The 21,699-nt window shown below is 59.1% G+C and carries 21 protein-coding genes and 1 tRNA gene; 5 read left to right on the top strand and 17 right to left on the bottom strand.

What is annotated here, in order from left to right; translation table 11 throughout:
* Window positions 1-104 precede the first annotated feature (104 nt).
* The 3 genes from fadJ to AAIE04_RS20885 all read right to left on the bottom strand — a co-directional run bounded on the left by fadJ (window position 105) and on the right by AAIE04_RS20885 (window position 4,072).
* Complete coding sequence (fadJ, locus tag AAIE04_RS20875; RefSeq protein ID WP_019453779.1) at window positions 105-2,270, bottom strand: fatty acid oxidation complex subunit alpha FadJ; 2,166 nt, start codon at window positions 2,268-2,270, stop codon at window positions 105-107.
* Window positions 2,270-3,580: an acetyl-CoA C-acyltransferase FadI gene (gene fadI, locus AAIE04_RS20880; protein ID WP_019453780.1), complete on the bottom strand. Its 1,311-nt coding sequence runs from the start codon at window positions 3,578-3,580 to the stop codon at window positions 2,270-2,272. The genes fadJ and fadI overlap by 1 nt, the downstream gene beginning before the upstream one ends.
* Window positions 3,581-3,775: 195 nt before the next feature.
* Window positions 3,776-4,072, bottom strand: a complete 297-nt coding sequence (locus AAIE04_RS20885) for a YfcZ/YiiS family protein (RefSeq protein WP_072145088.1) — start codon at window positions 4,070-4,072, stop codon at window positions 3,776-3,778.
* 405 nt (window positions 4,073-4,477) lie between these two features.
* Here AAIE04_RS20885 and fadL point away from each other — a divergent pair, with 405 nt between their 5' ends.
* Window positions 4,478-5,818 (top strand): long-chain fatty acid transporter FadL, encoded by a 1,341-nt coding sequence (gene fadL, locus AAIE04_RS20890; RefSeq protein ID WP_025160155.1) that lies wholly within the window; start codon window positions 4,478-4,480, stop codon window positions 5,816-5,818.
* Window positions 5,819-5,931: 113 nt separating this feature from the next.
* On the opposite strand, the gene mlaA is transcribed toward fadL, so the two are convergent.
* The 10 genes from mlaA to ccmA form a co-directional block, all read right to left on the bottom strand.
* Window positions 5,932-6,690: a phospholipid-binding lipoprotein MlaA gene (gene mlaA, locus AAIE04_RS20895; RefSeq protein WP_019453783.1), complete on the bottom strand. Its 759-nt coding sequence runs from the start codon at window positions 6,688-6,690 to the stop codon at window positions 5,932-5,934.
* A gap of 28 nt (window positions 6,691-6,718) precedes the next feature.
* Window positions 6,719-7,936 carry a c-type cytochrome biogenesis protein CcmI gene (gene ccmI / locus AAIE04_RS20900; protein WP_498577634.1) on the bottom strand — a complete coding sequence of 406 codons (1,218 nt, stop codon included), beginning with the start codon at window positions 7,934-7,936 and terminating at the stop codon, window positions 6,719-6,721.
* Window positions 7,936-8,403, bottom strand: coding sequence for a cytochrome c-type biogenesis protein (locus tag AAIE04_RS20905; protein ID WP_019453785.1), 468 nt, complete (start codon window positions 8,401-8,403; stop codon window positions 7,936-7,938). Before AAIE04_RS20905 ends, ccmI begins: the two co-directional genes overlap by 1 nt.
* On the bottom strand, window positions 8,400-8,951 hold the full coding sequence (locus tag AAIE04_RS20910; protein WP_015378623.1) for a DsbE family thiol:disulfide interchange protein: 552 nt from the start codon (window positions 8,949-8,951) through the stop codon (window positions 8,400-8,402). The genes AAIE04_RS20905 and AAIE04_RS20910 overlap by 4 nt, the downstream gene beginning before the upstream one ends.
* Window positions 8,948-10,918, bottom strand: a complete 1,971-nt coding sequence (locus tag AAIE04_RS20915) for a heme lyase CcmF/NrfE family subunit (protein WP_154746581.1) — start codon at window positions 10,916-10,918, stop codon at window positions 8,948-8,950. Before AAIE04_RS20915 ends, AAIE04_RS20910 begins: the two co-directional genes overlap by 4 nt.
* Window positions 10,915-11,409 (bottom strand): cytochrome c maturation protein CcmE, encoded by a 495-nt coding sequence (ccmE, locus tag AAIE04_RS20920; RefSeq protein WP_019453788.1) that lies wholly within the window; start codon window positions 11,407-11,409, stop codon window positions 10,915-10,917. Before ccmE ends, AAIE04_RS20915 begins: the two co-directional genes overlap by 4 nt.
* Window positions 11,406-11,642, bottom strand: coding sequence for a heme exporter protein CcmD (gene ccmD, locus AAIE04_RS20925; protein WP_004936267.1), 237 nt, complete (start codon window positions 11,640-11,642; stop codon window positions 11,406-11,408). The genes ccmE and ccmD overlap by 4 nt, the downstream gene beginning before the upstream one ends.
* A complete protein-coding gene (locus AAIE04_RS20930) occupies window positions 11,639-12,376 on the bottom strand; it encodes a heme ABC transporter permease (protein ID WP_063919801.1) in 738 nt (245 codons plus the stop codon). Before AAIE04_RS20930 ends, ccmD begins: the two co-directional genes overlap by 4 nt.
* A gap of 120 nt (window positions 12,377-12,496) precedes the next feature.
* Window positions 12,497-13,156, bottom strand: coding sequence for a heme exporter protein CcmB (gene ccmB, locus AAIE04_RS20935; protein WP_019453790.1), 660 nt, complete (start codon window positions 13,154-13,156; stop codon window positions 12,497-12,499).
* Window positions 13,156-13,788 carry a cytochrome c biogenesis heme-transporting ATPase CcmA gene (gene ccmA / locus AAIE04_RS20940; RefSeq protein ID WP_074055777.1) on the bottom strand — a complete coding sequence of 211 codons (633 nt, stop codon included), beginning with the start codon at window positions 13,786-13,788 and terminating at the stop codon, window positions 13,156-13,158. Before ccmA ends, ccmB begins: the two co-directional genes overlap by 1 nt.
* 229 nt (window positions 13,789-14,017) lie before the next feature.
* Between ccmA and AAIE04_RS20945 the strand changes: the two genes are divergently transcribed.
* Window positions 14,018-14,944 (top strand): formate/nitrite transporter family protein, encoded by a 927-nt coding sequence (locus AAIE04_RS20945; protein WP_498577635.1) that lies wholly within the window; start codon window positions 14,018-14,020, stop codon window positions 14,942-14,944.
* Between the two features lie 129 nt (window positions 14,945-15,073).
* A tRNA-Arg gene (locus AAIE04_RS20950) sits at window positions 15,074-15,148 on the top strand.
* 93 nt (window positions 15,149-15,241) lie between these two features.
* On the opposite strand, the gene AAIE04_RS20955 is transcribed toward AAIE04_RS20950, so the two are convergent.
* The 4 genes from AAIE04_RS20955 to AAIE04_RS20970 form a co-directional block, all read right to left on the bottom strand.
* On the bottom strand, window positions 15,242-16,516 hold the full coding sequence (locus tag AAIE04_RS20955; protein WP_498577636.1) for a lactonase family protein: 1,275 nt from the start codon (window positions 16,514-16,516) through the stop codon (window positions 15,242-15,244).
* A 20-nt stretch (window positions 16,517-16,536) separates the two neighbouring features.
* A complete protein-coding gene (locus AAIE04_RS20960) occupies window positions 16,537-17,337 on the bottom strand; it encodes a helix-turn-helix domain-containing protein (RefSeq protein WP_432524593.1) in 801 nt (266 codons plus the stop codon).
* A 707-nt stretch (window positions 17,338-18,044) separates the two neighbouring features.
* Entirely contained in the window at window positions 18,045-18,266 is a 222-nt protein-coding gene (locus AAIE04_RS20965) for a hypothetical protein (RefSeq protein WP_019453795.1), read from the bottom strand.
* A gap of 1 nt (window position 18,267) precedes the next feature.
* Complete coding sequence (locus AAIE04_RS20970) at window positions 18,268-19,239, bottom strand: hypothetical protein (protein ID WP_074055774.1); 972 nt, start codon at window positions 19,237-19,239, stop codon at window positions 18,268-18,270.
* 227 nt (window positions 19,240-19,466) lie between these two features.
* On the opposite strand from AAIE04_RS20970, the gene AAIE04_RS20975 reads away from it, so the two are divergent.
* Window positions 19,467-20,963, top strand: coding sequence for a helix-turn-helix transcriptional regulator (locus AAIE04_RS20975; RefSeq protein WP_019453797.1), 1,497 nt, complete (start codon window positions 19,467-19,469; stop codon window positions 20,961-20,963).
* A 134-nt stretch (window positions 20,964-21,097) separates the two neighbouring features.
* On the top strand, window positions 21,098-21,349 hold the full coding sequence (locus AAIE04_RS20980) for a CsbD family protein (RefSeq protein WP_498577637.1): 252 nt from the start codon (window positions 21,098-21,100) through the stop codon (window positions 21,347-21,349).
* Window positions 21,350-21,699 lie beyond the last annotated feature (350 nt).

The following is a 21,699-nucleotide window of genomic DNA, read 5'->3' on the forward strand; positions in this document are numbered from 1 at the left end:
GCAGCCATGCTGTACAGCCTCACCGGCTGACGCTGTTGCAAGGAGTGATGGCGATCACAATGCGGCCCTGTTGCAACTATAGTGCAAATCGGGCCGCCCTGCGTTCAGCTCCCCAACGGGTAAAAACGCTCGCCCTGTTGCGCCATGCGCTGCAGGCGTTCACACGGAGTAAAGTGCTCGCCGTGCTGCTGGCGCAGGTATTCCAGCGTCTTCACCACCTTCTCGGCGCCGAGCTCGTCCATATAGCGGAATGGGCCGCCGAGGAACGGCGGGAAGCCGATGCCGAACACCGCACCGATGTCGCCATCGCGCGCGCTGCGGATCACGCCTTCCTCCAGGCAGCGCGCCGCTTCATTCAGCATCATCATCACGCAGCGCTGGGCGATGGTCGCCGGCAGCATATGCGCCTTCGGCGTGACGCCGAGCAGCGAATACAAAGAGGTATCCGCACGTTTACGCCGCTGCCGCTGCTGCCCCTCGCTCGGGTAGAGATAGAAGCCGCGGCCGTTCTTGCGCCCTTTGCGCCCGTCTTTCAGCACCGCATCGAACGCGGCCGGTGCGGCGAAACGCGGTCCCAGCGCCTCGACCAGTACCGGAATGATTTTGGTGCCGACGTCGATGCCCACTTCGTCCAACAACGTGATCGGGCCGACCGGGAAACCGAAATCCACCAGCGCCTTGTCCAGCGATTCCATCGGCTCGCCTTCCAGCAGGCAGCGCGCCGCTTCGTTGATGTACGGCGCCAGGATGCGGTTGACATAAAAACCGGCGCTGTCGCCCACCACGATGGCGGTCTTGCCCTGCTTGTGCGCCAACGCCACGGTGGTGGCGATGGTCTCTTCACTGGTACCTGCATGCGGGATCACTTCCACCAGCGGCATTTTGTCCACCGGGCTGAAGTAGTGCAGACCGATCACCTGCTGCGGCCGCTGGGCTTTCTCGGCGATGAGGCCGATAGGCAGCGAGGAGGTATTGGAGGCGAATACGGTATGCGGCGCACAGTGCGCTTCGACTTCGGCCACCATCTGCTGCTTCAGCGCCAGATCCTCAAACACCGCCTCGACCACGATATCCGCCTGCTCAAAGCCGGTGTAATCGGTAGAGCCGGAGATCAGCATCATCTGCTTTTGCCGCTCCGCCGGACGCATGCGCTTGCTGCGCACCCGCTTGCCGAGCACATCCCAGCTGTATTTCAGCGCGTGATTGATGCCGGTTTCATTGATGTCTTTGATGCGCACCGGCAACCCGCCGCGCGTGGCGGTAACGCAGGCGATGCCGCCGCCCATCAGGCCGCCGCCGAGAATGCCGACGCGATGCAGGGTGTGCGGCCTGGCATTGCCGCCCCGTTCTTTTTTCAGCGCGGTGGAAGCGAAGAACAGGCTGCGCAGCGCCGCCGACTGCGGCGTCATAGCCAATTCGCCGAAGGCGCGCGCTTCGGCCTCATAGCCGCTGGCGCTGCCGTGATCCAGCCCGGTGCGCACCACCTGAATGATGCGCTCCGCCGCCGGGTAGTTGCCATGCGTTTTCGCCAACGTTTTCTTGCGCACTATGCTGAACAGCAGGTTTCTGCCCAGCGGGCCGTTGAGCAGGCGATCCTGCCACGGCAGCTCGCGCTGATGCTTCCAGCCCTGCTTCACCCGCTCGATAGCGGTCTGCAACAAAATCGACGGCGGCACGGCGTCGTCCACCAGCCCCATGCGCAGCGCCTGGCGGGCGCGAATGTGCTTGCCGGTCAGGATCATATCCAGCGCCTTGGCGGCGCCGATCAGACGCGGCAGACGTTGAGTGCCGCCGGAGCCCGGCAGCAGACCCAGCTGCACTTCCGGCAGACCGAGCGCGGTTTTGTCATCCAGCGAACAGACGCGGCCGTGGCAGGCCAGCGCCAGCTCCAGGCCGCCGCCCAGGCAGGCGCCGTGAATGGCCGCCACCACCGGCACTGGAAAAGCGGCGATCTGCGCCAGCGTGCTCTGCCCTTTTTTGGCCAGCGTCTCCGCCTCTTTGGCGCTGGCGCAGGCGGCGATCATAGTGATGTCGGCGCCGGCGATAAACGAGTCCGGCTTGCCGGAAACGATCACCAGCCCTTCCAGCGCGGTATGCTGCTGCGCCCGGATCAGCACGTCGTTGACCTGTTCGACGAACTCGGCCTTGAGCGTATTGACCTTGTCACCCGGCACGTCGATGGTGATCACGCCGATGTTGTCGGGGCGAATCGTCAGCTGAAAAGCCGACGGCGTGGCGCGCTGTTCGTGCAATGCGTTCTCGAAGCTCATTATTCCACCTCCACGATCATCGCGGCCCCTAACCCGCCGGCGGCGCAGGCGGTGGTCAGGCCCAGCCCGCCGCCACGGCGTTTCAGCTCATGCAGCGTCTGGGTGATCATCCGTGCGCCGGTGGCGGCGAACGGGTGGCCATAGGCGATAGAACCGCCCAACACGTTGAATTTGTCCATGTCCACCTCACCGATCGCCTGGCTGCGGCCAAGCTTCTCGCGAGCGAACGCTTCGCTGGCGAACATCTTCAGGTTAGCCAGCGTTTGCGCGGCGAAGGCTTCATGCATGTCGATGAGCGTCAGATCCGCCAGACCGATGCCGGCGCGATCCAGCGCCAGCGGCGTGGCGTAGGAGGGCCCCAGCAGCATGTCTTCCCACACGTCGATGGCGGCGAAGGCGAAACTGCGCAAATAGCCCAGCGGCTGCAGCCCCAGCTCTTTGGCGCGCGATTCGCTCATCATCAATACCGCCGCCGCGCCGTCGGTCAGCGGCGTACTGTTGGCCGCGGTGACGCTGCCATGCTTGCGATCGAACGCCGGCTTCAGCTTGGCGTAGGAAGCCAGGCTGGAGTCTTTGCGGATGTTGTTGTCTTCAGAAAGCTGCGCGCGGTAAGGCGGCACGTAGGCGGTCATCACCTCGTCGCGCAGCCAGCCCTCTCGCCAGGCCTTGGCCGCCAGCTCGTGGGAACGGTGCGCCAGCGCATCCTGCGCTTCACGGGTGATGCCGTGGCTTTTCGCCATCTGTTCGGCGGTATCGCCCATGCGCAGGCCAGTGGAATACTCCGCCACCGCTGGCGGCACCGGCATCAGATCGCGGAATTTAAGCCGGCTGAACAGCTTGAGGCGCTGCGACAGCGTGCGCGCCTTGTTGACGTCCACCAACGTGCGCGCCAGCGCTTTGCTGACGCCGATCGGCAAGACGGAAGAAGAGTCGGCCCCGCCGGCGATGCCGACGCTGATGCTGCCGGCCATGATGCTCTCCGCCACGTTGGCGATCGCCTGGAAACTGGTGGCGCAGGCGCGCGACACGCTGTAGGCGTCGGTGTGGACGCTCATGCCGGTGCCGAGCACGATTTCACGCGCGATGTTCGGCGCCTCGGGCATTTGTACCACCTGGCCGAACACCAGTTGCTCGATAAGCTGCGGATCGATACCGCTGCGCGCCAACAGCTCACTCACCGCCGTTTTCCCTAAATCCACCGCCGGAATGCCGTGATAGGCGGTCGCCTGTTTGGCAAAAGGGGTACGCAGTCCATTCACAATCGCAATGCGGTCACCATGACGGGTCACCAACGGCAGTGCCTTACTCATAAATGCTCCTGAAGAAAATAACGTCAGCGCAATGGGCAGAAAGAGGTCTGACCTGATGAGGTCATTGTTAACCAAACGGTTACATTTGGCAAACCGGCAGAGATCAAAACTGCGAGCAGGCGCACTTTCTACAGGAGGGGATACGGGAAAGGAAATCCCCGGCGCGCAACAGGCGGCGCCGGGGGTAAAGCGGGATTAACGCAGACCGAGCTGGAAGATCAGGGTTTCCGCCTGGCAGGCGAAGGTGAAATCGGCCTCCAACTGCACGCCGCCGTCAACCGGTTTAATGCTACTGCTGATGTCACAAGGGTCGGATTCGACCGCGCGCGCCTTTTCGCTCAGGGCCGCCAACATCGCCTCCGCATCTTGTTGATTGCTGAACACTTGGCTGTAGGATGCGGTGCAATCGGTATTATCCATCACGGTGCCGACATCCACACAGCAGCAGGCTGCGGTTTCCTGGGCGCTGCATTTATTAATTGCATCTGACATGATTGGTTCTCCTCAAGGGCCTCTGTTATCAGCCCAAATTGCCGTTTTACTCACCGGCACAAAGCCACAAAATTCTGCGGGTATTTTACTCCTCCGCGCAGGCAATCACTAGCACTTACTTTTACTGGGTGTTTTAAGTGATGGAAATCACAAATAAAAATGAGCGTCTGCTAAGGAATAGTAAGAATTTTGTTATTTACCGCTGGCTTTTTGTTAAGCGGATCTCTTTTTTGATATCAGGTTAGAAATATTTCAAAAACAAACTTGCAACATCTTCACAGGTCAGACCTATACTTCAGCCACTGGTCTGATTTGTCTGAACGATAACGGACCCTACAATCCCGCGCTCCTTGTTACTTCGTGTAACAATAGTTTAAATAATAAACACATAATGAGGTTTTGGTCATGAGCCAGAAAAACCTATTGACTAAATCAGCTCTCGCAGCTGCAGTGGCAATTATTTCTTCAAACGTGTCTGCCGCAGGATTCCAGCTGAACGAGTTCTCAGCAGCTGGTTTAGGACGTTCGTATTCTGGCGAAGGCGCCATGGCGGATACGGCGGCCTCCGCGAGCCGCAACCCGGCATTGTTGATGATGTATACCCGCCCGGAACTCTCCATCGGCGCGGTCTTCATCGATCCAGACGTAGACATCACCGGCAAATCTCCTTCCGGCGCCAGCCTGGATGCGAAAAACATCGCGCCAACCGCCTGGGTGCCGAACCTGCATTACGTTCACCCGATTAACGATCAGTTCGCCGTAGGCGGCTCTGTCACCAGCAACTACGGCCTGGCGACCGAATTCAACGACGGCTACACCGCGGGCGCTTACGGCGGTAAAACCGATCTGGAAACCCTGAACCTGAACCTGAGCGGCGCTTACCGCCTGGATCAACATTTCAGCTTCGGCCTGGGCTTTGATGCCGTCTACGCCAGAGCCAAACTGGAACGCTACGCTGGTGAATTGCCGAAGCTGCTTGCCGGTCAAGGCCTGCAAACCGGTAAATTAACGCCTCAGCAAGCCGGGATGATTGCTCAAATCCCTGGCGACACCCAGATTTCTCACCTGAAAGGCGATAAATGGGGCTTCGGCTGGAACGCCGGCCTGCTGTACGAAGTGGATGAAAACAACCGTTACGGCTTCACCTATCGCTCTGAAGTGAAAATCAAGTTCGACGGTGACTACAAGAGCAGCCTGCCGGCACAGTACAACCCAATTACCCAGGCGCTGGGCGTGGGCTTACCGTGGGGCACCAGCGGCAGCACCATCCCAGGTTCTCTGGATCTGAACCTGCCGGAAATGTGGGAACTGTCCGGTTACAACAAAGTGGCACCGCAGTGGGCCATCCACTACAGCCTGGCCTACACCAGCTGGAGTCAGTTCCAGGAGCTGAGAGCCACCGGCAGCAACGGTCAAACGCTGTTCCAGAAGCATGAAGGCTTCCGCGACGCTTACCGCATCGCGCTGGGTACCACTTACTTCTACGACGACAACTGGACCTTCCGCGGCGGCGTTGCCTTCGATGACAGCCCGGTGCCGGCACAGAACCGTTCCATCTCCATTCCGGATCAGGACCGCTTCTGGGTCAGTGCAGGTACCTCTTATGCGTTCAACAAAGACGCTTCGGTTGACGTCGGCGTGTCCTACATGCACGGCCAGAAAGTCACCATCAACGAAGGCCCTTACACCTTCAACTCTGTGGGCAAGGCCTGGCTGTACGGCGCCAACTTCAACTACCGCTTCTAATCTCGCTTGAGAAAGATGCCAAAGCGCCCCACGGGGCGCTTTTTCTTTGCCTGCCGCTCGTGGCATAAAAAAACCCGCCTGATGGCGGGTTTTCTTTGGCATAAGGCCAGAGATTACTGCGAGTCGATCTCGTCCAACTCGCCCTGAATCGCCTTGGCGTTCGGGTTCTCTTCCGGCTTGAGCGAACCGCCGTTGGCGATGAAATCGTGGCGCTGGAAGTAAGCCTCGCGCACCATGACATAAGGATCGGAGGAGTTGCGCAGCAGGCCGTCGGAATCCAGCAGTTGGGCGCGAGTTTCGATACCCTCGACCACCCATTTGCCCGCCGACATCCAGAAGGTCAGGTAGCTCAGCATCGGATACAGCGTATCCGCAAAATCACCGCCGTCTTCACGCAGCGTGAAGCTGCCGTAGCCAGGCAACATCACATACGGACCGTAACCCACATCGTAATGGCCCAAGGTGCTGCCGAAACGGTTCGGCTCTTCGCGCGCCAGTTTCGGGTTGGCCATGCCGGCCACGTCGATCAGGCCGCCCATGCCAAGCAGGGTATTCAGGAAGAAACGGTTGAAGTGGATCATCCCACGGTAAGGATCGCCCTTCAGGAAGGCGTTGACCATGCTGGCCGGTTCTTCCAGGTTGGAGGTGAAGTTGCTGATGCCGTTACGCGCCGGCATCGGCACATAGTCGCGCCACGCCACCGCGACCGGGCGCAGGATATAAGGATCCAGGACGTTGTAGTTGAAGTCGAACATCGTCCGGTTAAATCCTTCCAGCGGATCGGAACGCCCTTGCGGCTCGTTGTCTGGCGCGCTGGCACAGCCCACCAGTAATACCGTTGCGAATGCCACCCCAGTCAGGCGAAAATTCATATTTTTCTCCATAAAAACACGTTCGGTCTTATTTTTCAGGGACCTGCTTGTTTATCTGAACGCTAACCTGCTCTTTACCGCTGAATGTCTGCAGCGAGCTTTCGCCGAACCAGTCTCCCGGCTGCGACGTGGCCAATCCGTCCTGTGAGAGGCGCACACGCACCTGCACCTGATGCTGCGCCGAGAGTAGACGCTCGGGCATCATGGCGTTGCTGTCATCCAGAGAGAAAGACAGCGGAAAACGGCTCAGCGGCAATTGTTTTACCGCCACCGGCACCGGGCTGACGCCGTCGGTAACCGAGATGACCAGCGTGCCCTGCGGCGACATGGCTTTCGCCGCCTGCGGTGACAGCGAAACGGTCACATTCAGTTTAACAGTTTCTCCGCCTGCCTGGGCTTTTGCTTGTGCAATGCTGCGCTTTATCACTTCCGCGCGCGGATCGTTGGCCGGCAGAAGCTGCAACATCACCTGCCAGGCGCCGATCGCCTGCTTGAAATCGCCCTGTTCGAAGGCATTGAACGCCAGCAGGCTCAGCACCCGCGGATCGCTGTGATTTTCCGCGATCATGCGCCGCAACAGCTGCGTCGCCTGCTTGTTATCCTCCGGATCGTTGGAGCGAGTCAAGACCTCGGCATAGCCGAGCCGCACTTCCAGACTATTCGGATCCAATTGATAAGCATGGGCAAACGCCTGCGTGGCGGTGGTGGCGTTGTTCAGCGCCATGCCGACGCGCCCCAGCATCATCCAGTCGTTGATGTTGCGATCGTCCTGCTGCAGCTCGGTGCGCAGCCCTAGCCCAAGACGGGCGATCTCTTCCATGCTCAGCGGTTTGGCGCGCTCATTGGCGACGCGCTCGCGCAATTCCGGCATTTGCGCCTGCACCAGATGCCAATCCAACACCTGCGCCAGCCCGCCGGTTTTCAGATAAAAGCCAACCGTCACCACCAACAATAACAGCACGCCCGGCACCAGCGCCCAGCGGTTGATCGGCTTCGCCTGCAGCGCTTGCTGCTCGGCGGGAATGTCGTACAACAGGTTCTGCTGCAGCTCTTTCACCAGCTCCGGGCGCTCGGCCACTACGCCCTGCTGCTCATCCTGCTCCAGTTCGCTGAGGCGATCCTGATAAAACGCCTTGTTCAACGCATCGCGCGTGGCGGCGCTCTGCTTGCCGCGGTGCATCGCCGGCACCACCAGCAGCGCGGCGGCGCCGGCCAGCAACACGCAAATAATCAGCCAAAAAGCCATTAGGGTTTCTTCCTGTCAGTCTCTTGCAACAACGCCGCCAGGCGCTGCCGTTCCCGTTCGGAGAATTCATCGTCTGCCGCTGCACCGGGCCGGCGACGGGTGCGCAGGATCACCACCGCCCCGCCGATCAACACAAACAGCAGCGGGCCGATCCACAAGATCAGCGTCGCCGGCGTTACCGGCGGTTCGTAGGTGACGAAGTTGCCGTAACGCGCCACCATGTAATCGATGATCTGCTGCTTGCTTTGCCCCTGCATCATCAGCTCATACACCTTGGTGCGCATGTCGGCGGCGATGATGGCGTTGGAATCGGCAATGCTGTTGTTTTGGCATTTCGGGCAGCGCAGCTGTTCGGTCAATTCACGATACTGCTGCTCCTGCTCGACGGAGTTAAAGCGATAGGTATCGATCGCCGCAGCGGCGCTCCAGCTCAGCAACGCGGCGCACAGCAGGACAATCAGCCTCATGCTTCACCCCCGTATTTTTTATACAGCGGCAACACTTCCTGCTGCCAGACGCGCTCGTTCATGTCGCCGGCGTGGCGATAGCGAATAATCCCCTGGCCGTCGATAAGGAAGGTCTCAGGCGCGCCGTACACCCCGAGATCCAAGCCCAGCATGCCGTCGCCGTCATACAGGCTGAGGGCATAGGGATTGCCGAGAGAATTGAGCCAGGTCACCGCCTTGGCGCGATCGTCTTTGTAATTCAAGCCGACCACCCGCACACCGCGCGCCGCCAGCGTATTGAGGTACTGGTGCTCCGCACGGCAGGTCGGGCACCAGGTGGCCCAGACGTTGAGCAATATCGGCTTACCGTCGCGCAGCACCGCCTGATCGTAGGTTTTGCCCGGCTGATCCAGCGATTCCAGCCTGAAGGTCGGCACCGGCTTGCCGATCAGCGCCGATTCCAGCATGGTCGGATCTTCGCCGCCGGCGTTGCGCGTCAGCTGCACCATCAGCGCCGCCACCAGCAGCAGAAACAGCACCAGGGGGATAAACAGCAGCTTACGCTTCATGGTTGCGCCTCCAGCTTGCCTTCGCGTTTGAGCTTTTTACTCATGCGGTAACGCGGATCGAGAATGCACAGCAGGCCGCCGATCGCCATAAAGACGCCGCCGAACCAGATCCAGCGCACGAAAGGTTTGTAATACAGACGCACCGCCCAGGAGCCGTCTTCCAGCTCCTCGCCCAGCGCCGCGTACAGATCGCGGCTGAAACCGCCGTCGATCGCCGCCTCGGTCATCATGCTGCGCGCCACGCTGTAGTAGCGTTTCTCTGCGCGCAGCGTCGCCTCTGGCTTGCCGTTGCGCGTGACGTCGATGATGCCGACGCCGCCGCTGTAGTTCGGGCCGCGGATGTCGTGCACGTCGCGGAACACGAAGTGATAGTTGTGGATATCCACGCTGTCGCCGGCCTTCATCCGCACGTCGCGCTCCACGCTGTAATTCTGGCTGAAGGCGATGCCGATCACCGTCACCGCCACGCCGAGGTGGCCGAGCACCATGCCCCAGTGGCTGCGGGACAGCTGACGCAGGCCGCGCCAGAAACCGTGACGATGGGTGGCGCGCTCATGCAGCTCCATCAGCGTCAGGATGATCACCCACAGCGCCATGATCAGGCCCACCACCGTCATGCCGGCGATGCTGTCCTGCAACAGCCACGGCAGCAGGATTGACAGCACCAGCGTCGCCAACAGCGCCACGCCGAGGCGGCGCCACAGCTTGCTCGGCTCATCGCGGCGCCAGCGCACCAGCGGGCCGATGCCCAACAGCAGCGCCAACGGCGCCATCAGCCAGGTGAACATGGTGTTGAAGAACGGCTCACCGATCGAGATGCTGCCCAACCCCAGCTGTTTGTGCACCAGCGGCAGCAACGTGCCCAGCAGCACCACCAGCATGGCGGCGATCAGCAGCACGTTGTTGCCCAGCAGAAAGGTCTCGCGCGAGAAGGTTTCGTGCTGCACTCGGCTGCGCACCTGGCCGCCTTTGACCGCGTACAACAGCAGCGAGCCGCCGATCACGATCACCAGATAGGCGAGGATAAACATGCCGCGCGCCGGATCGGAGGCGAAGGAGTGCACCGAGACCAGCACGCCGGAGCGCACCAGGAAGGTGCCCAGCAGGCACAGCGAGAAGGCAGTGATCGCCAGCAACACCGTCCAGGCTTTGAACGTGCCGCGTTTTTCGGTCACCGCCAGCGAATGCATCAGCGCGGTGCCGGCCAGCCACGGCATAAAGGAGGCGTTTTCCACCGGATCCCAGAACCACCAGCCGCCCCAACCCAGCTCATAGTAGGCCCAGGCCGATCCGAGCACGATGCCCAGCGTGAGGAACACCCAGGCGGCGGTGGTCCACGGGCGCGACCAGCGCGCCCAGGCGGTATCGAGCCGGCCTGCCATCAGCGAAGCGATAGCGAACGCAAAGGCGACCGAGAAGCCGACATAGCCCATATACAGCAGCGGCGGGTGGAAGATCAGGCCGATATCCTGCAGCAGCGGGTTGAGATCGCTGCCGTCGATTGGAAAATTCGGCAGCGTACGGGTGAACGGGTTGGAGGTCATGATGATGAACAGCAGGAAACCGGCGGTGATCATCCCCATCACCGACAGCACCCGCGCCACCGCATCCTGCGGCATCGCCCGGCTGCACAGCGCCACCGCCAGCGACCAACAGCTCAGCAGCAGCACCCACAGCAGCAGCGAACCTTCATGCGCCCCCCAGGTGGCGGCGATGCGGTAATACACCGGCAGTTGAGTATTGGAGTTGGTGGCCACGTAGGCGACGGTAAAATCGTTGACCACGAAGGCGTGCACCAGGCACAGGAACGCCAGCGCAATCGCGGCGAACATGCCGTAGGTCAGCGGCCGCGCCACCGCCATCATGCGGCTGTCCTGCCGCGCCGCGCCCCACTGCGGGTAAATGCTCAGCAGCAGCGCAATCGCCAGCGCCAGGCACAGCAGAAAACTGCCCAGTTCCGGCATCATGACTTGGCACCCTCCGCCTGCGGCGCGCTATACGCCTGCGCCGGCCCTTGGTGGTTCTCTTTCATCGCGTCGGCCACTTCCGGCGGGGTGTATTTCTCATCGTGTTTGGCCAACACTTCGCGCGCGTTGACCACGTTGCCCTCACCCAGCACGCCCTGCGCCACCACGCCCTGCCCTTCGCGGAACAGATCCGGCAGAATGCCGGTGTAGGTCACGCCGATCGCGCCGCGCGCGTCGTAAATCTTGAAGCTGACCTGCAGCGTATTGGGATCGCGCTTCACCGAGCCGGGCATCACCATGCCGCCGATGCGCAGCCGCTGGCCGACTTCGGGCTTCTCATGGTTTTCGCCCTTGCCCTGCAGGATTTCCCCCGGGGTGTAGAACAGATCGATGTTGGAGCGCAGCGCGTACAGCATCAGGGTCGCGGTCAGCGCGATGCCGATCAGCACAACGATCGCCAGATAAAGGCGGCTTTTACGACGTGGATTCACAATGATTTCTCCCGCGGTGCGGCGGATTTTTGTTTTGATTGTTGCGCATGGCGAATGCGCCGCTCGCGCGCCTGACGCCGGCCGATCTCGGCGAGCAGTTGCCGCCGCTGCCAGACGGTGTGCGCCACCAGCCCCAACAGCGAAATCAGCGTGGCGGCGACCGCCAGCCAGACATAGAAGGCGTAGCCGCCCATGGCGAAAAACGCCGACCAGGAATCGAACGCGGCGTTCATGACTGACGCTCCTTATTCACCAGCCCGGCGACCCACGGGCGCTGGCGCTCCTGGAACAGGATCAGATTGCGCAGGCGCATCAGCGTCAGCGTGACGAACAGCAACAGGTAGCCGAGGATCGCCCAGCGCAGCGGGGTGCGCATGCTCGGCGCGATGGACTGCTGCATATTGGTCGAGCCCTGATGCAGCGTATTCCACCATTCAACGGAGAAATGGATGATCGGAATATTCACCACGCCCACCAGCACCAGAATGCCGGCGGCGCGGCCCGCCAGGCGGCGGTCTTCGAAGGCGTTATACAGCGCGATGACGCCCATATAGAGAAACAGCAGCACCAGTTCGGAGGTCAGACGCGCGTCCCACACCCACCAGGTGCCCCACATCGGCTTGCCCCAGGCAGAGCCGGTCACTAACGCAATAAAGGTGAACACCGCGCCGATCGGCGCCATCGCCGCCACCACGGTATCGGACATTTTCATCTGCCACACCAGGCCGATAAACGCCGCCACCGCCATCGAGGCGTAGATGCCCATCGACCACATGGCCGCCGGCACGTGAATATAAATGATGCGGAAGCTGTCGCCCTGTTGATAGTCTTTCGGCGCGAAACCAAAGCCCCAGGCCCAGCCGAACAGCAGGCAAACCGCCGCCGCCAGCCCCAGCCAGGGGATGAAGCGGCCGCAGACGTGATACAGCCGCTCGGGCCGCGCCAGTTGATGTAACCATTTCCACATTGTCGTCAGTGCTCACGGTAATTTTTGTGCGTCGGCCGCCCCGAGCGATCGAAACGGCGAAAATCTTCTGCGGGGTACGCTCTTGTCGGCCTTGCCCCGTATGTTCATTCAATCAGTTAGCTAGTGTACGCTCACTCGCAGCGCCGCCGCGGTGGCAAACGGTGCCAATGTCACGCTGCCCGCCAGCATCGCGCCGAGTATCGCCAGATAACCGTCGATCGGCATGCCCATCGAGGCGGCGTCGATCGCGCCGGTGGCGAAGATCAGCACCGGGATATACAGCGGCAGCACCAGCAGGCTGAGCAGCACGCCCCCTTTGCGCAGACCGACGGTCAACCCCACGCCGATAGCGCCTATCAGGCTCAGCGTCGGCGTGCCGAGCAGCAGCGTCCCCGCCACCGCCAGCCAGGTCTGCATGTCGAGCGACAGCAGCAGCGCCACCAGCGGCGACAGGATCAGCAACGGTAATCCCGTCACCACCCAGTGAGCACACACTTTGCCCAGCACCGTCATCGGCAGCGGCGTCGGCAGCAGCAACAGCTGCTCCAGCGAACCGTCGAGAAAATCGTCGCGAAACAGCCGCTCCAACGAGAGCAGCGAGGCCAGCAGCGCCGCCACCCACACGATGCCCGGCGCAATGCGCGCCAGCAACTGCGGCTCAGGGCCAATCCCCAACGGGAACAGCGTGATGACGATCAGGAAAAACCACAGCGGGTTGACGATCTCCGAACCTTTACGGCAGGCGATTTTCAATTCGCGACGCAGCAGGGTCAAAAACATCACAAACTCCCCGCGTCGTGTTCCGCCAACCGGATTCTGCCCACCGTTTGGCTGACGCCGGCCAAATCCTGGTGCGTGGTCAACAATACCATGCCGCCCCGCTGCGCATGTTGTTCAAAAAGGCTAATCAACTCGGCCACGCCCTGTTTGTCGATCGCCGTTAGCGGCTCATCGAGGATCCACAGCGGCGCCGCGCTCAGCCACAGGCGCGCCAGCGCCACGCGCCGCTGCTGCCCCGCCGACAGCTGCGCCACCGGCAGATCTTCATAACCCACCAGCCCCACCTGCTCCAGCGCGCGCCAGATGGCCTGATGATCGGCGGCGCCGCGCACCGCTTGATAAAACTGCAGATTTTCGAAGGGCGTCAATACGGCCTTGATGCCGGGCTGATGGCCGATAAACAACAAGTCTTGCTGGTAGGCTGCACGATCGCGCAACGTGCTGCGCCCGCGCCAGTACACCTCGCCGCCGTCCGGCCGCGCCAGACCGGCGAGAATGCGCAGCAGGCTGGTCTTGCCCGCGCCGTTCGGCCCTTCTACCTGAATGATATCGCCCGGCTGAACTGAAAAGCTTAGCTCGCTAAACAGGATGCGCTCATCGCGCACGCAACTCAGACTTTTGGCTTCCAGCATCGGGGAACTCATATTTTTCTTTGGGATAGCGAATCATAGCATAAGCCTTTCCCCGCACGCAGCCCGCGGCGGGCGCGCCAACGGGACAATATGGCGAGCAGGATCAAGAATGCGTGGAAAAAACCGGCGGATTTTAACTCTTGTTACCTTTTTCTGTATTTCGCCGCATTTAGGCCGGGCAGCTACGCTTAATGACGTGAACTCACCCTTATTGAGCAGGAGCGACAGCATGAACGAACAGCAGCGCCAGGAGCACGAGCAGGATGAGACGATGCAGGTAGAGAGCGAAGAGCAGGAACAGGGCAAGCGCGAAATCGAAGTCAGGGAAGAGAATCTGCCGTCGCGCGCGGCGGCGGTACATGAACAGATCCGGATGGAGGGCGAAAAAGAGCTGGAGCGCGACGGGCTGGCGTTACTGTGGTCGGCAGTCGCCGCCGGGCTGTCGATGGGCGCCTCGCTGGCGGCGAAAGGCATTTTCCACGCCCGTCTGCCGGACGATCCCAGCCGTTTTTTCATCGAGAACCTCGGCTACACCTTCGGTTTTATCATCGTCATCATGGCGCGCCAGCAGCTGTTTACCGAAAACACCGTCACGGCTGTGTTGCCAGTCATGCATAAACCCACGCCGCGTAACCTGCTGATCCTGCTGCGCCTGTGGGGCGTGGTGCTACTCGGCAACCTGATCGGCACCGGGCTGGCGGCGCTGGCGTTTACCCATATGCCGCTGTTCGACACCGAAACACGCGGCGCCTTCATCAGCCTGGGCGAAGAGGTGATACGCCATACGCCGGGAGAAATGTTCGCCAACGGCATTCTGGCCGGCTGGATCATCGCTACCATGGTATGGATGTTCCCGGCCGCCGGCGCGGCGAAAATCTGGGTGATCGTGCTGATGACCTATCTGGTGGCGATTTGCGATTTGACCCATATCGTGGTCGGTTCGGTAGAGATCCTGTATCTGGTGTTCAACGGCGCGATTGGCTGGCGAGAATTCGTTTATCCGTTCGCCTTGCCGACGCTGGCGGGCAATATCATCGGCGGCACCTTTATCTTTGCGCTGATAAGCCATGCGCAAATCCGCAACGATTTGAGCGCCAAAAATAAGGCGGCGCGCGTGCAAGAGGAAAAACGGCGCCACGGCGGGGAAAAACCGTGATCGCCGTCGGTTAGCCGAGGAAATTTCGGCGCGAACTGGCGAGGTATTGAGCAAACGCGCCGCTAAGCGCTTATTCTGCGGGTAAAAAAAGGTATAATGCCCCGGCAGCTTCGGTTGCCGACCCGCAGCGTCCCCGTAGTTAAACGGATATAACAAGCCCCTCCTAAGGGCTAGTTACTGGTTCGATTCCAGTCGGGGACACCATCCTTTCTTATCAAGCCATTCTCCATCATCTGCACCCGCAATCCGCCCTTTTCCCCTGTACAGACACGGTTTGCCCGCGCGTTATGATTGGCGTTAATTAAAAAACTTGATATCCGTCGGCGTTGAGATCGTCGCCGCCTCCCCCCTGGCCTGCAACTTGCCCGTCTCATCATCGAAATCGAACAGGGTCACGGTATTGGTGAACACATTCGTGGCATAGAGGTAGCGGCCTCCGACATCGAACGCGAGCGCACGCGGTTCAATGCCGCCGGCTTGATAGCGCGCCGGCGCGCCTGGCAGACCATTCTTGGCAATGCTTAATACCAGCAGTTGATTATCGCTGCCGCGATTGGTGGCAATAAGATATTTTCCGCTCGGGCTAAGGATAATGGCTCCGCCGCTTTTAAATTCCGCCGAGTCCTGCCCACCGTTCAGCTTCACTTTCCCCAGCGGCGTCAATCGATGGTCGTTGACGGCAAACGCCTCGATGTCGCCCGCCATTTCGGTGATGACATAGGCATATTCGCCTTGCGGCGAGAACACCATGTGCCGTGGACCGGCGCCGGGTGCAAAGCTGACATCGCGCGAGGCATCCGCCTGCAACGGCTGCGCGCTATCCGAACGGTAGCGATAGGCGTGCAGCTTGTCCCCGCCAAGATCCGCCGCATACAGATAGTTGCCATCGCGGCTGAAGGTGGTGGAGTGCGCATGGCCCCCTTCCTGACGCCCCTGCACGGCGCCGGAACCTGATGTAAACGGATAATGCTGCACGGACTCACCCAGCTTGCCGTCGGCGCCAATCGGCAATGCCGTCACGCCCGCGCCACCTTGAGTGACGGAGTAGTTGGCGACAAACAGATACCGGCCATCCGGGCTGAGTGTGGCATGCGTCGGCTGCCGGCCTGCACTGTTCACCGTATTCAGTACCCGGACGGCGCCGTCTTGGCCTATCGCCAACGCGGTCACCGTTCCCGCGTCCTCTTCATTGGTGACATAGGCAAAACGGCCATCGCGAGATTTTACGATCCACGACGGGCTTTTCATCTTAATCACATCGAGCGGCGTTAACGTGCCGTCGCCATTCACCGCCAGGCGATAGAGCCCTTCACTGGGATGCGCCGGTTTCTGCACCGCCGGCGCATCTGGAATATGGGTCCAGGTTCCGACCAACGCTATTTTCTGATGTTCCTGCTTATTTGCCATCGCATTTCCTGAAAACATGAAAAAAATTAACACCACCGTAAATTTAATGGCCTGCTGACCTAAACCGGCAACCCTTGTTCGGCCAGGCGCAGGTAATGTAAAAGGTAGCATAAAGCGAACCTGTTGGCGTTTATTAATCGGGTCGAGGCTTTTTTCTCTATTCATGATGTCTTCTTGCCTTATCACTAGGTTACAGGAATAAGTATATCGACATTGATAACATTACCATTTAAATTATCTTGTCTATATAACTCGATAAAAAAGCTCTCCCGCATTTTGACATTGATAGCCGGCAGATAGATGTCGTATATTCCTTCGAAAAATTTAACGTACTCTGACAACTCCCCCATAAAGGGGATGACAATATATCTACCCATAGGGATATAAAAATTAAAAATAGAATGAAAAACCTCTGGTTCCTTGCTGCTGGAATGCCATTTATGGCTCCTGTTCTTTTCGACATTACACACCCCTCGCTGCTTGCTTAACCATTTCTCATTGGTCTGTGCAATGTCACTGGCATCTCTGTATTTTCTTATAGAATGAAAAATCAGTGCCTTGTAATGCTTTAACATCTCAATGTCATCCGGCATGACCGCGTGGTAGAAATAGGGTTTCTTGTCGTTGCCATATGGCGGGATCTGCATGGAAAAATCCCACCCCCTGCTGTTCCTGAAGCTGTTGGGCGTTTCGCCAAAGAAACGTTTGAATGCCCGCGTGTAACATTGCTGAGAGGCAAACCCGGATGCCAGGGCAACATCCAATATATTTCCTTGGTGCTGTTTGAGCAGAATAGCAGAGCGACTCAGTTTTCTATTCCTTATATAAGTCCCGAGCGTTATGCCAAAATAATGCTTAAACAGCCGTTGCAAATGCCATTTAGAGTAGCCTGAAATAATGGAAACCTTTTCAACTGACAGCCCCTCGACAATATTCTTCTCCATATACTCCAACACCTGTACAAGAATATCTTTTCTGTAATCCATATGTGCTCCTTGCCTTTATAAGATTTGCGTCCTTTTTATTAAAATCGTTAACCAAACAAACCAAGTCATTAAGATTAATCCTAAAAAAAATCACCCTGCCAATTCATTTTTTACGGCATAGGAAAAACTATCGCATAAATAACTGAAAATGATCATGTTATATAAATCCCGCCATGGGAAACCCATAAAACAAAATCAAGCCATGTAAAATGCACTCATCAAAGATGCACTTGCCACACCTGGTGGAATCACACTTTTTGTTAATTGTTTTACCTTAAAGTGTTTTTTTTACAGCCGGATTGCATGGCCGAATAGGAATTTCATCATCACAAATGAAAACGCATTTTATAGTTTGGCCCGCCGATAAATATTACTGCGGCCGATATGTAAAAGGATGATCGTCAGTCAAAGAAAACAAGAGGGGTAAGCTCAGGAATTGAACGTTGTTCTCAATAATCTCGCGTCGCAATAGCACATTTCTTTTTTATCGTTCCAGCGCAGAGAAAACGGATGTTTTAACCAACCTTGCTCGATGCCCTGTTTTACAAACCACGCCCATAGGGAGCCACGTCCACTCCCGTGAACCGCACACCTCTCCCCCGGTAAAATACCGAGCCGACTCGCCCCGTGCCTTGTCGCCAGAACGGCCTACGGCCCCAAACAAAAAGCCCAGCACGTGAGGCTGGGCTTTTCATTCAACAAATGGATTAATCAGTCAGGTTATCGATCTCTGCCGATCGGTGTTTACGCAACAGATACAGCAGCAAAGATACTCGTCGTTCGGTGCGTTCCGGGGTATCCGGTGGCAGGTTGTAGCGCAAGGTGTAGCGCTCGTTGTTCTCGTTGCAAAAATCGATGACGAGCACGGGGGCTGACGCCCCCGCCACTTTTCGATAATTCAGCGAGATGCACGACAGGTTTTTCTTCATCTCAACTTACCGCGACGGTACGACGGGTGGATTCAGCAATCCGCCCCACGCCCGCGCTCAGCGCGGCGCCCAACAGCAGCACCAACAGGGAGCCCCATGCGGCGCGAGACAGCTGTTTGGCCGCTTCATCGGCCGCTTCGCGCGCCTTTTGTTCGGCCTGCGCCTTGAGTTTTTCCACTTTTTGCACCGCCTGCTGGTAAGCCTGAGCGTAGTTATCGACGATTTGGCTCGCTTCGTCGCGGCTCTTCCCGGTGCGCGCGGCAACGATATTCACCAGCGCGTTCTTATCGGCGGCGCTCAGCGTCGGCTCTCCGGACTGTTTGACGCGTTCGAACCACTGCTTAAGCTCGGTGGCGGCCTGCGCAGGATCGGCAGCGGCATCCATGGCTGATTGTTTGCCGTCAGCGGCCACCCGATCGGCCTTCTGTTCCAACCGTGCAGGATCCAACTCCGGCTTACCGGTCTGCTTAAGCGTGGCGTTCAACTGGTTTTCCAGACTTCCCCAGTCCAGGCTGATGCCGTTTTTATCCAGCTGTTGCTTGAGGCCTTCGCCCACGTTTGGCGCCGCCGCCGCCAGGCCGCTGCCCGCCAGCGAAAGCCCCTTGCCCACCGCGCTGCCCGCCAGTCCAACCACGCCACTTGCCAATGAAACCATCAGCCAGGTGGTCAGCAAGGTGGTGATAGACCAGCTCAGCAGGCCATGCAAGCCGCCGCGGTTCGGCGCGGTGCGCCCGGCGACGAACGCGCCAGCGGCCAGCGCCACCAGCGTTGAAACCAGCAGCCAGATGCCGGTGCCGGTGCCAAAGCCGCTCAGCGGATTGCCCTGTTGCATCATATCCACGGCCTGGGCGCCAATAGCCGTACCCAGCACGCTGAATATCAGATAAGTCACCAGCGCCACGGCACTCCCGGCCAATATCGAGCCCCATGACACCTGAAACGCAAAGCGATTTGATTCATAGACAGTGGTCATCGTTGTTCCTTATATTTTCTGGACAAGTGATTGCACGCACGGCGGATAACCGCGCAGACAAATTCAGTCTGCCGCGCGGCGTCGTCGGCCGTCCCGGTTCATTTGCGCCAGAATGACTAGTGCATTCACACCCTGCGAATTCGCACGTTATGCACTAAGCTGCTCAGCGAGTAGCGTAATCTGCGGCCCCCGCCAGAGGCCGCCCCCTTCTGTCTAGCGGAGAATCCATGAGCCAATCCGTCCTCGCCAGCGAAACCCAGCGCGGCCACCTGCAGCAAATCATCTCCGGCTTGTCCGACGGCGTGATCCTGACGGATACCGAGCAAACCCTTCTCTGGGCCAACGAGGCCGCGCTCGCCATGCATGGCGTGGGTCATCAGAAAGCCCTGGGGGCCAATGCCGGCGAGTACGCGGCGCGTTTTGCCCTGCGCTATCGCAACAATCATCCGCTGGCGCTGGAACAGTACCCGCTGAGCCGGGTTGCCGATGGCGAGACCTTTACCGATGTGGTGGTGGAAGTTCGGCGGTTAGACGATCCGGACAGCTTCTGGGTGCACCGCCTGCGGAGCCTGATCGTCACCGATCCGCAGGGGCAGCCGGAGCTGCTGGCGCTGATCCTGAGCGATGCTACCGAGTGGGCCAGCGCGGAGCAGCGTTTTGAAAAAACCTTCAACGCCAACCCGGCGCCGGCGGTCATCTGTCGGCTAAGCGACCTGCGCTACGTCAAGGTCAATCAAGGGTTTCTGGATATGACCGGTTATCAACGCGAACAGGTCATGGGCCGTTCGGTTTATGAAGTGGATGTCCTGGAACAAGCGGAGCACAAAGAGCTGGCGGTACAGCGCCTGGGAGAAGGCGCCACCATTCCGCAGATGGAGGCCGAGCTGAAACTGCCCGGTGGCGGAAGCAAGCTGGTGGTGGTTGCCGGCCAACCATTGGACTTCAATGAAGACGATTGCATGCTGTTCACATTCACCGATCTCGAACCCCGACGCCAGGCTGAATCGGCGCTGCGAGAAAGCGAAGAGCGATTCGCCAAGGCATTTCGCCTGAGCCCGGTGCCAACGCTACTGTGCACCGCAGACGAGCGGCGCGTGCTGGATGTCAACGAAGCCTTCACCCGCACCACCGAGTACGAGGCCGAAGCCTTGATCGGCAAGACGGTCGATGAGATCCAGTTTATTGACGATCCCGAGGCAAGCCGCCGGCTGTTTGCCGCCCTGGAAAAAGGCGGTAACGTCGAAGGGCTGGACATCCAGGTGCGCAAGAAAGGGAGTGAGCTGATCGACTGCGTGGCCTCGGCGGACGCCATCAGCATCCACAATGCGCCCTGTTATCTGTTGGTCTTGATGGACATTACCGAACGCAAACGCTCGGAGCTGGAGCTGGTGAGCGCCATCGAAGAAGTGATGCAGGACGCTTCCTGGTTCAGCCAAACCCTGATCGAAAAACTGGCTAACGTGAAAAGCATCAACCGGCCCGACCAGGCCAGATTTAACGCCAGCGATCTCACGCCGCGCGAGCGCGATGTGCTGGAATTGATTTGCGAGGGGCTGCCGGACAAGAAAATCGCGGCGCGTCTCAATCTGGCGCTCAACACCATTCGCAACCATGTCGCGACGGTCTATTCCAAACTGGGTGTGCATAGCCGCAGCGAAGCCATCGTCTGGGCCAGAGAACGCGGGCTGTTTACCGGTGGGCCGAGCGCCAGGAACAGCAAGTAGCCTGCAAATGCACTATCCGCACCGATGCAAACGCCCCTTATAGGCACCCGATGTAGTGCATAACATGGAAATGCAAATGCAAGCTTTCGCCCTGTGCGGAAGCCAAACGGATCGAACCTTAGGAGCGCATCATAATGAACAGCGAAAAAGCCGATGGCATGATAGAGAAAGTGGCGGGCAAAGCGCAGGAAATGGCGGGCGACGTTACCGGAAACGAACGTTTGCAAGCCGAAGGCGCCACGCGCTATGCAGCGGGCGCGCTGCAAGAAAAATACGGCGAAGCCCTGAGCTGTACCGGCAGCATGATGAAGAAAAACCCAATCGTCGCGTTGGCTTTGATTGCCGGCGCAGGCCTATTGACCGGCCTGCTGCTGCGCCGCCGTTGATGCGCGCCGACGAGCAAACCGCTTTTCACTGAATGCCGGGCCCGGTGGGTAGCCATCAGGCCCGGTCCTCTCGGCCAAAGAGCAAACACAGCGGGTGCGCCGAATTATCATAGTGAAGCCGCTATATCCCTCATAGATAGGCGTATTTAGTCGCCGCTTAACCGCAGCCATGTTATTTTACTCACCGATTCCCGACGCTCATCGTCTTCTCACCCCAAGCCATCCGCCCGTTATTTACGGTCATGAGGCAATAAATCAGCTTACCCTCAGCATCACTGAAATCGTCAGTTTAACATCCGAATATATTCACCAACCTGGGTTTATCCCTTTCTCCATTAAATGTTAGTATC

It is taken from the genome of Serratia sp. Ae19-1, assembly GCF_059801225.1.

Coding starts and splice junctions, on each gene's coding strand:
- fadJ (WP_019453779.1), bottom strand. CDS start 2,270: ATGAGCTTCGAGAACGCATTGCACGAACAGCGCGCCACGCCGTCGGCT.
- fadI (WP_019453780.1), bottom strand. CDS start 3,580: ATGAGTAAGGCACTGCCGTTGGTGACCCGTCATGGTGACCGCATTGCG.
- AAIE04_RS20885 (WP_072145088.1), bottom strand. CDS start 4,072: ATGTCAGATGCAATTAATAAATGCAGCGCCCAGGAAACCGCAGCCTGC.
- fadL (WP_025160155.1), top strand. CDS start 4,478: ATGAGCCAGAAAAACCTATTGACTAAATCAGCTCTCGCAGCTGCAGTG.
- mlaA (WP_019453783.1), bottom strand. CDS start 6,690: ATGAATTTTCGCCTGACTGGGGTGGCATTCGCAACGGTATTACTGGTG.
- ccmI (WP_498577634.1), bottom strand. CDS start 7,936: ATGGCTTTTTGGCTGATTATTTGCGTGTTGCTGGCCGGCGCCGCCGCG.
- AAIE04_RS20905 (WP_019453785.1), bottom strand. CDS start 8,403: ATGAGGCTGATTGTCCTGCTGTGCGCCGCGTTGCTGAGCTGGAGCGCC.
- AAIE04_RS20910 (WP_015378623.1), bottom strand. CDS start 8,951: ATGAAGCGTAAGCTGCTGTTTATCCCCCTGGTGCTGTTTCTGCTGCTG.
- AAIE04_RS20915 (WP_154746581.1), bottom strand. CDS start 10,918: ATGATGCCGGAACTGGGCAGTTTTCTGCTGTGCCTGGCGCTGGCGATT.
- ccmD (WP_004936267.1), bottom strand. CDS start 11,642: ATGAACGCCGCGTTCGATTCCTGGTCGGCGTTTTTCGCCATGGGCGGC.
- AAIE04_RS20930 (WP_063919801.1), bottom strand. CDS start 12,376: ATGTGGAAATGGTTACATCAACTGGCGCGGCCCGAGCGGCTGTATCAC.
- ccmB (WP_019453790.1), bottom strand. CDS start 13,156: ATGTTTTTGACCCTGCTGCGTCGCGAATTGAAAATCGCCTGCCGTAAA.
- ccmA (WP_074055777.1), bottom strand. CDS start 13,788: ATGCTGGAAGCCAAAAGTCTGAGTTGCGTGCGCGATGAGCGCATCCTG.
- AAIE04_RS20945 (WP_498577635.1), top strand. CDS start 14,018: ATGAACGAACAGCAGCGCCAGGAGCACGAGCAGGATGAGACGATGCAG.
- AAIE04_RS20955 (WP_498577636.1), bottom strand. CDS start 16,516: ATGAATAGAGAAAAAAGCCTCGACCCGATTAATAAACGCCAACAGGTT.
- AAIE04_RS20960 (WP_432524593.1), bottom strand. CDS start 17,337: ATGGATTACAGAAAAGATATTCTTGTACAGGTGTTGGAGTATATGGAG.
- AAIE04_RS20965 (WP_019453795.1), bottom strand. CDS start 18,266: ATGAAGAAAAACCTGTCGTGCATCTCGCTGAATTATCGAAAAGTGGCG.
- AAIE04_RS20970 (WP_074055774.1), bottom strand. CDS start 19,239: ATGACCACTGTCTATGAATCAAATCGCTTTGCGTTTCAGGTGTCATGG.
- AAIE04_RS20975 (WP_019453797.1), top strand. CDS start 19,467: ATGAGCCAATCCGTCCTCGCCAGCGAAACCCAGCGCGGCCACCTGCAG.
- AAIE04_RS20980 (WP_498577637.1), top strand. CDS start 21,098: ATGAACAGCGAAAAAGCCGATGGCATGATAGAGAAAGTGGCGGGCAAA.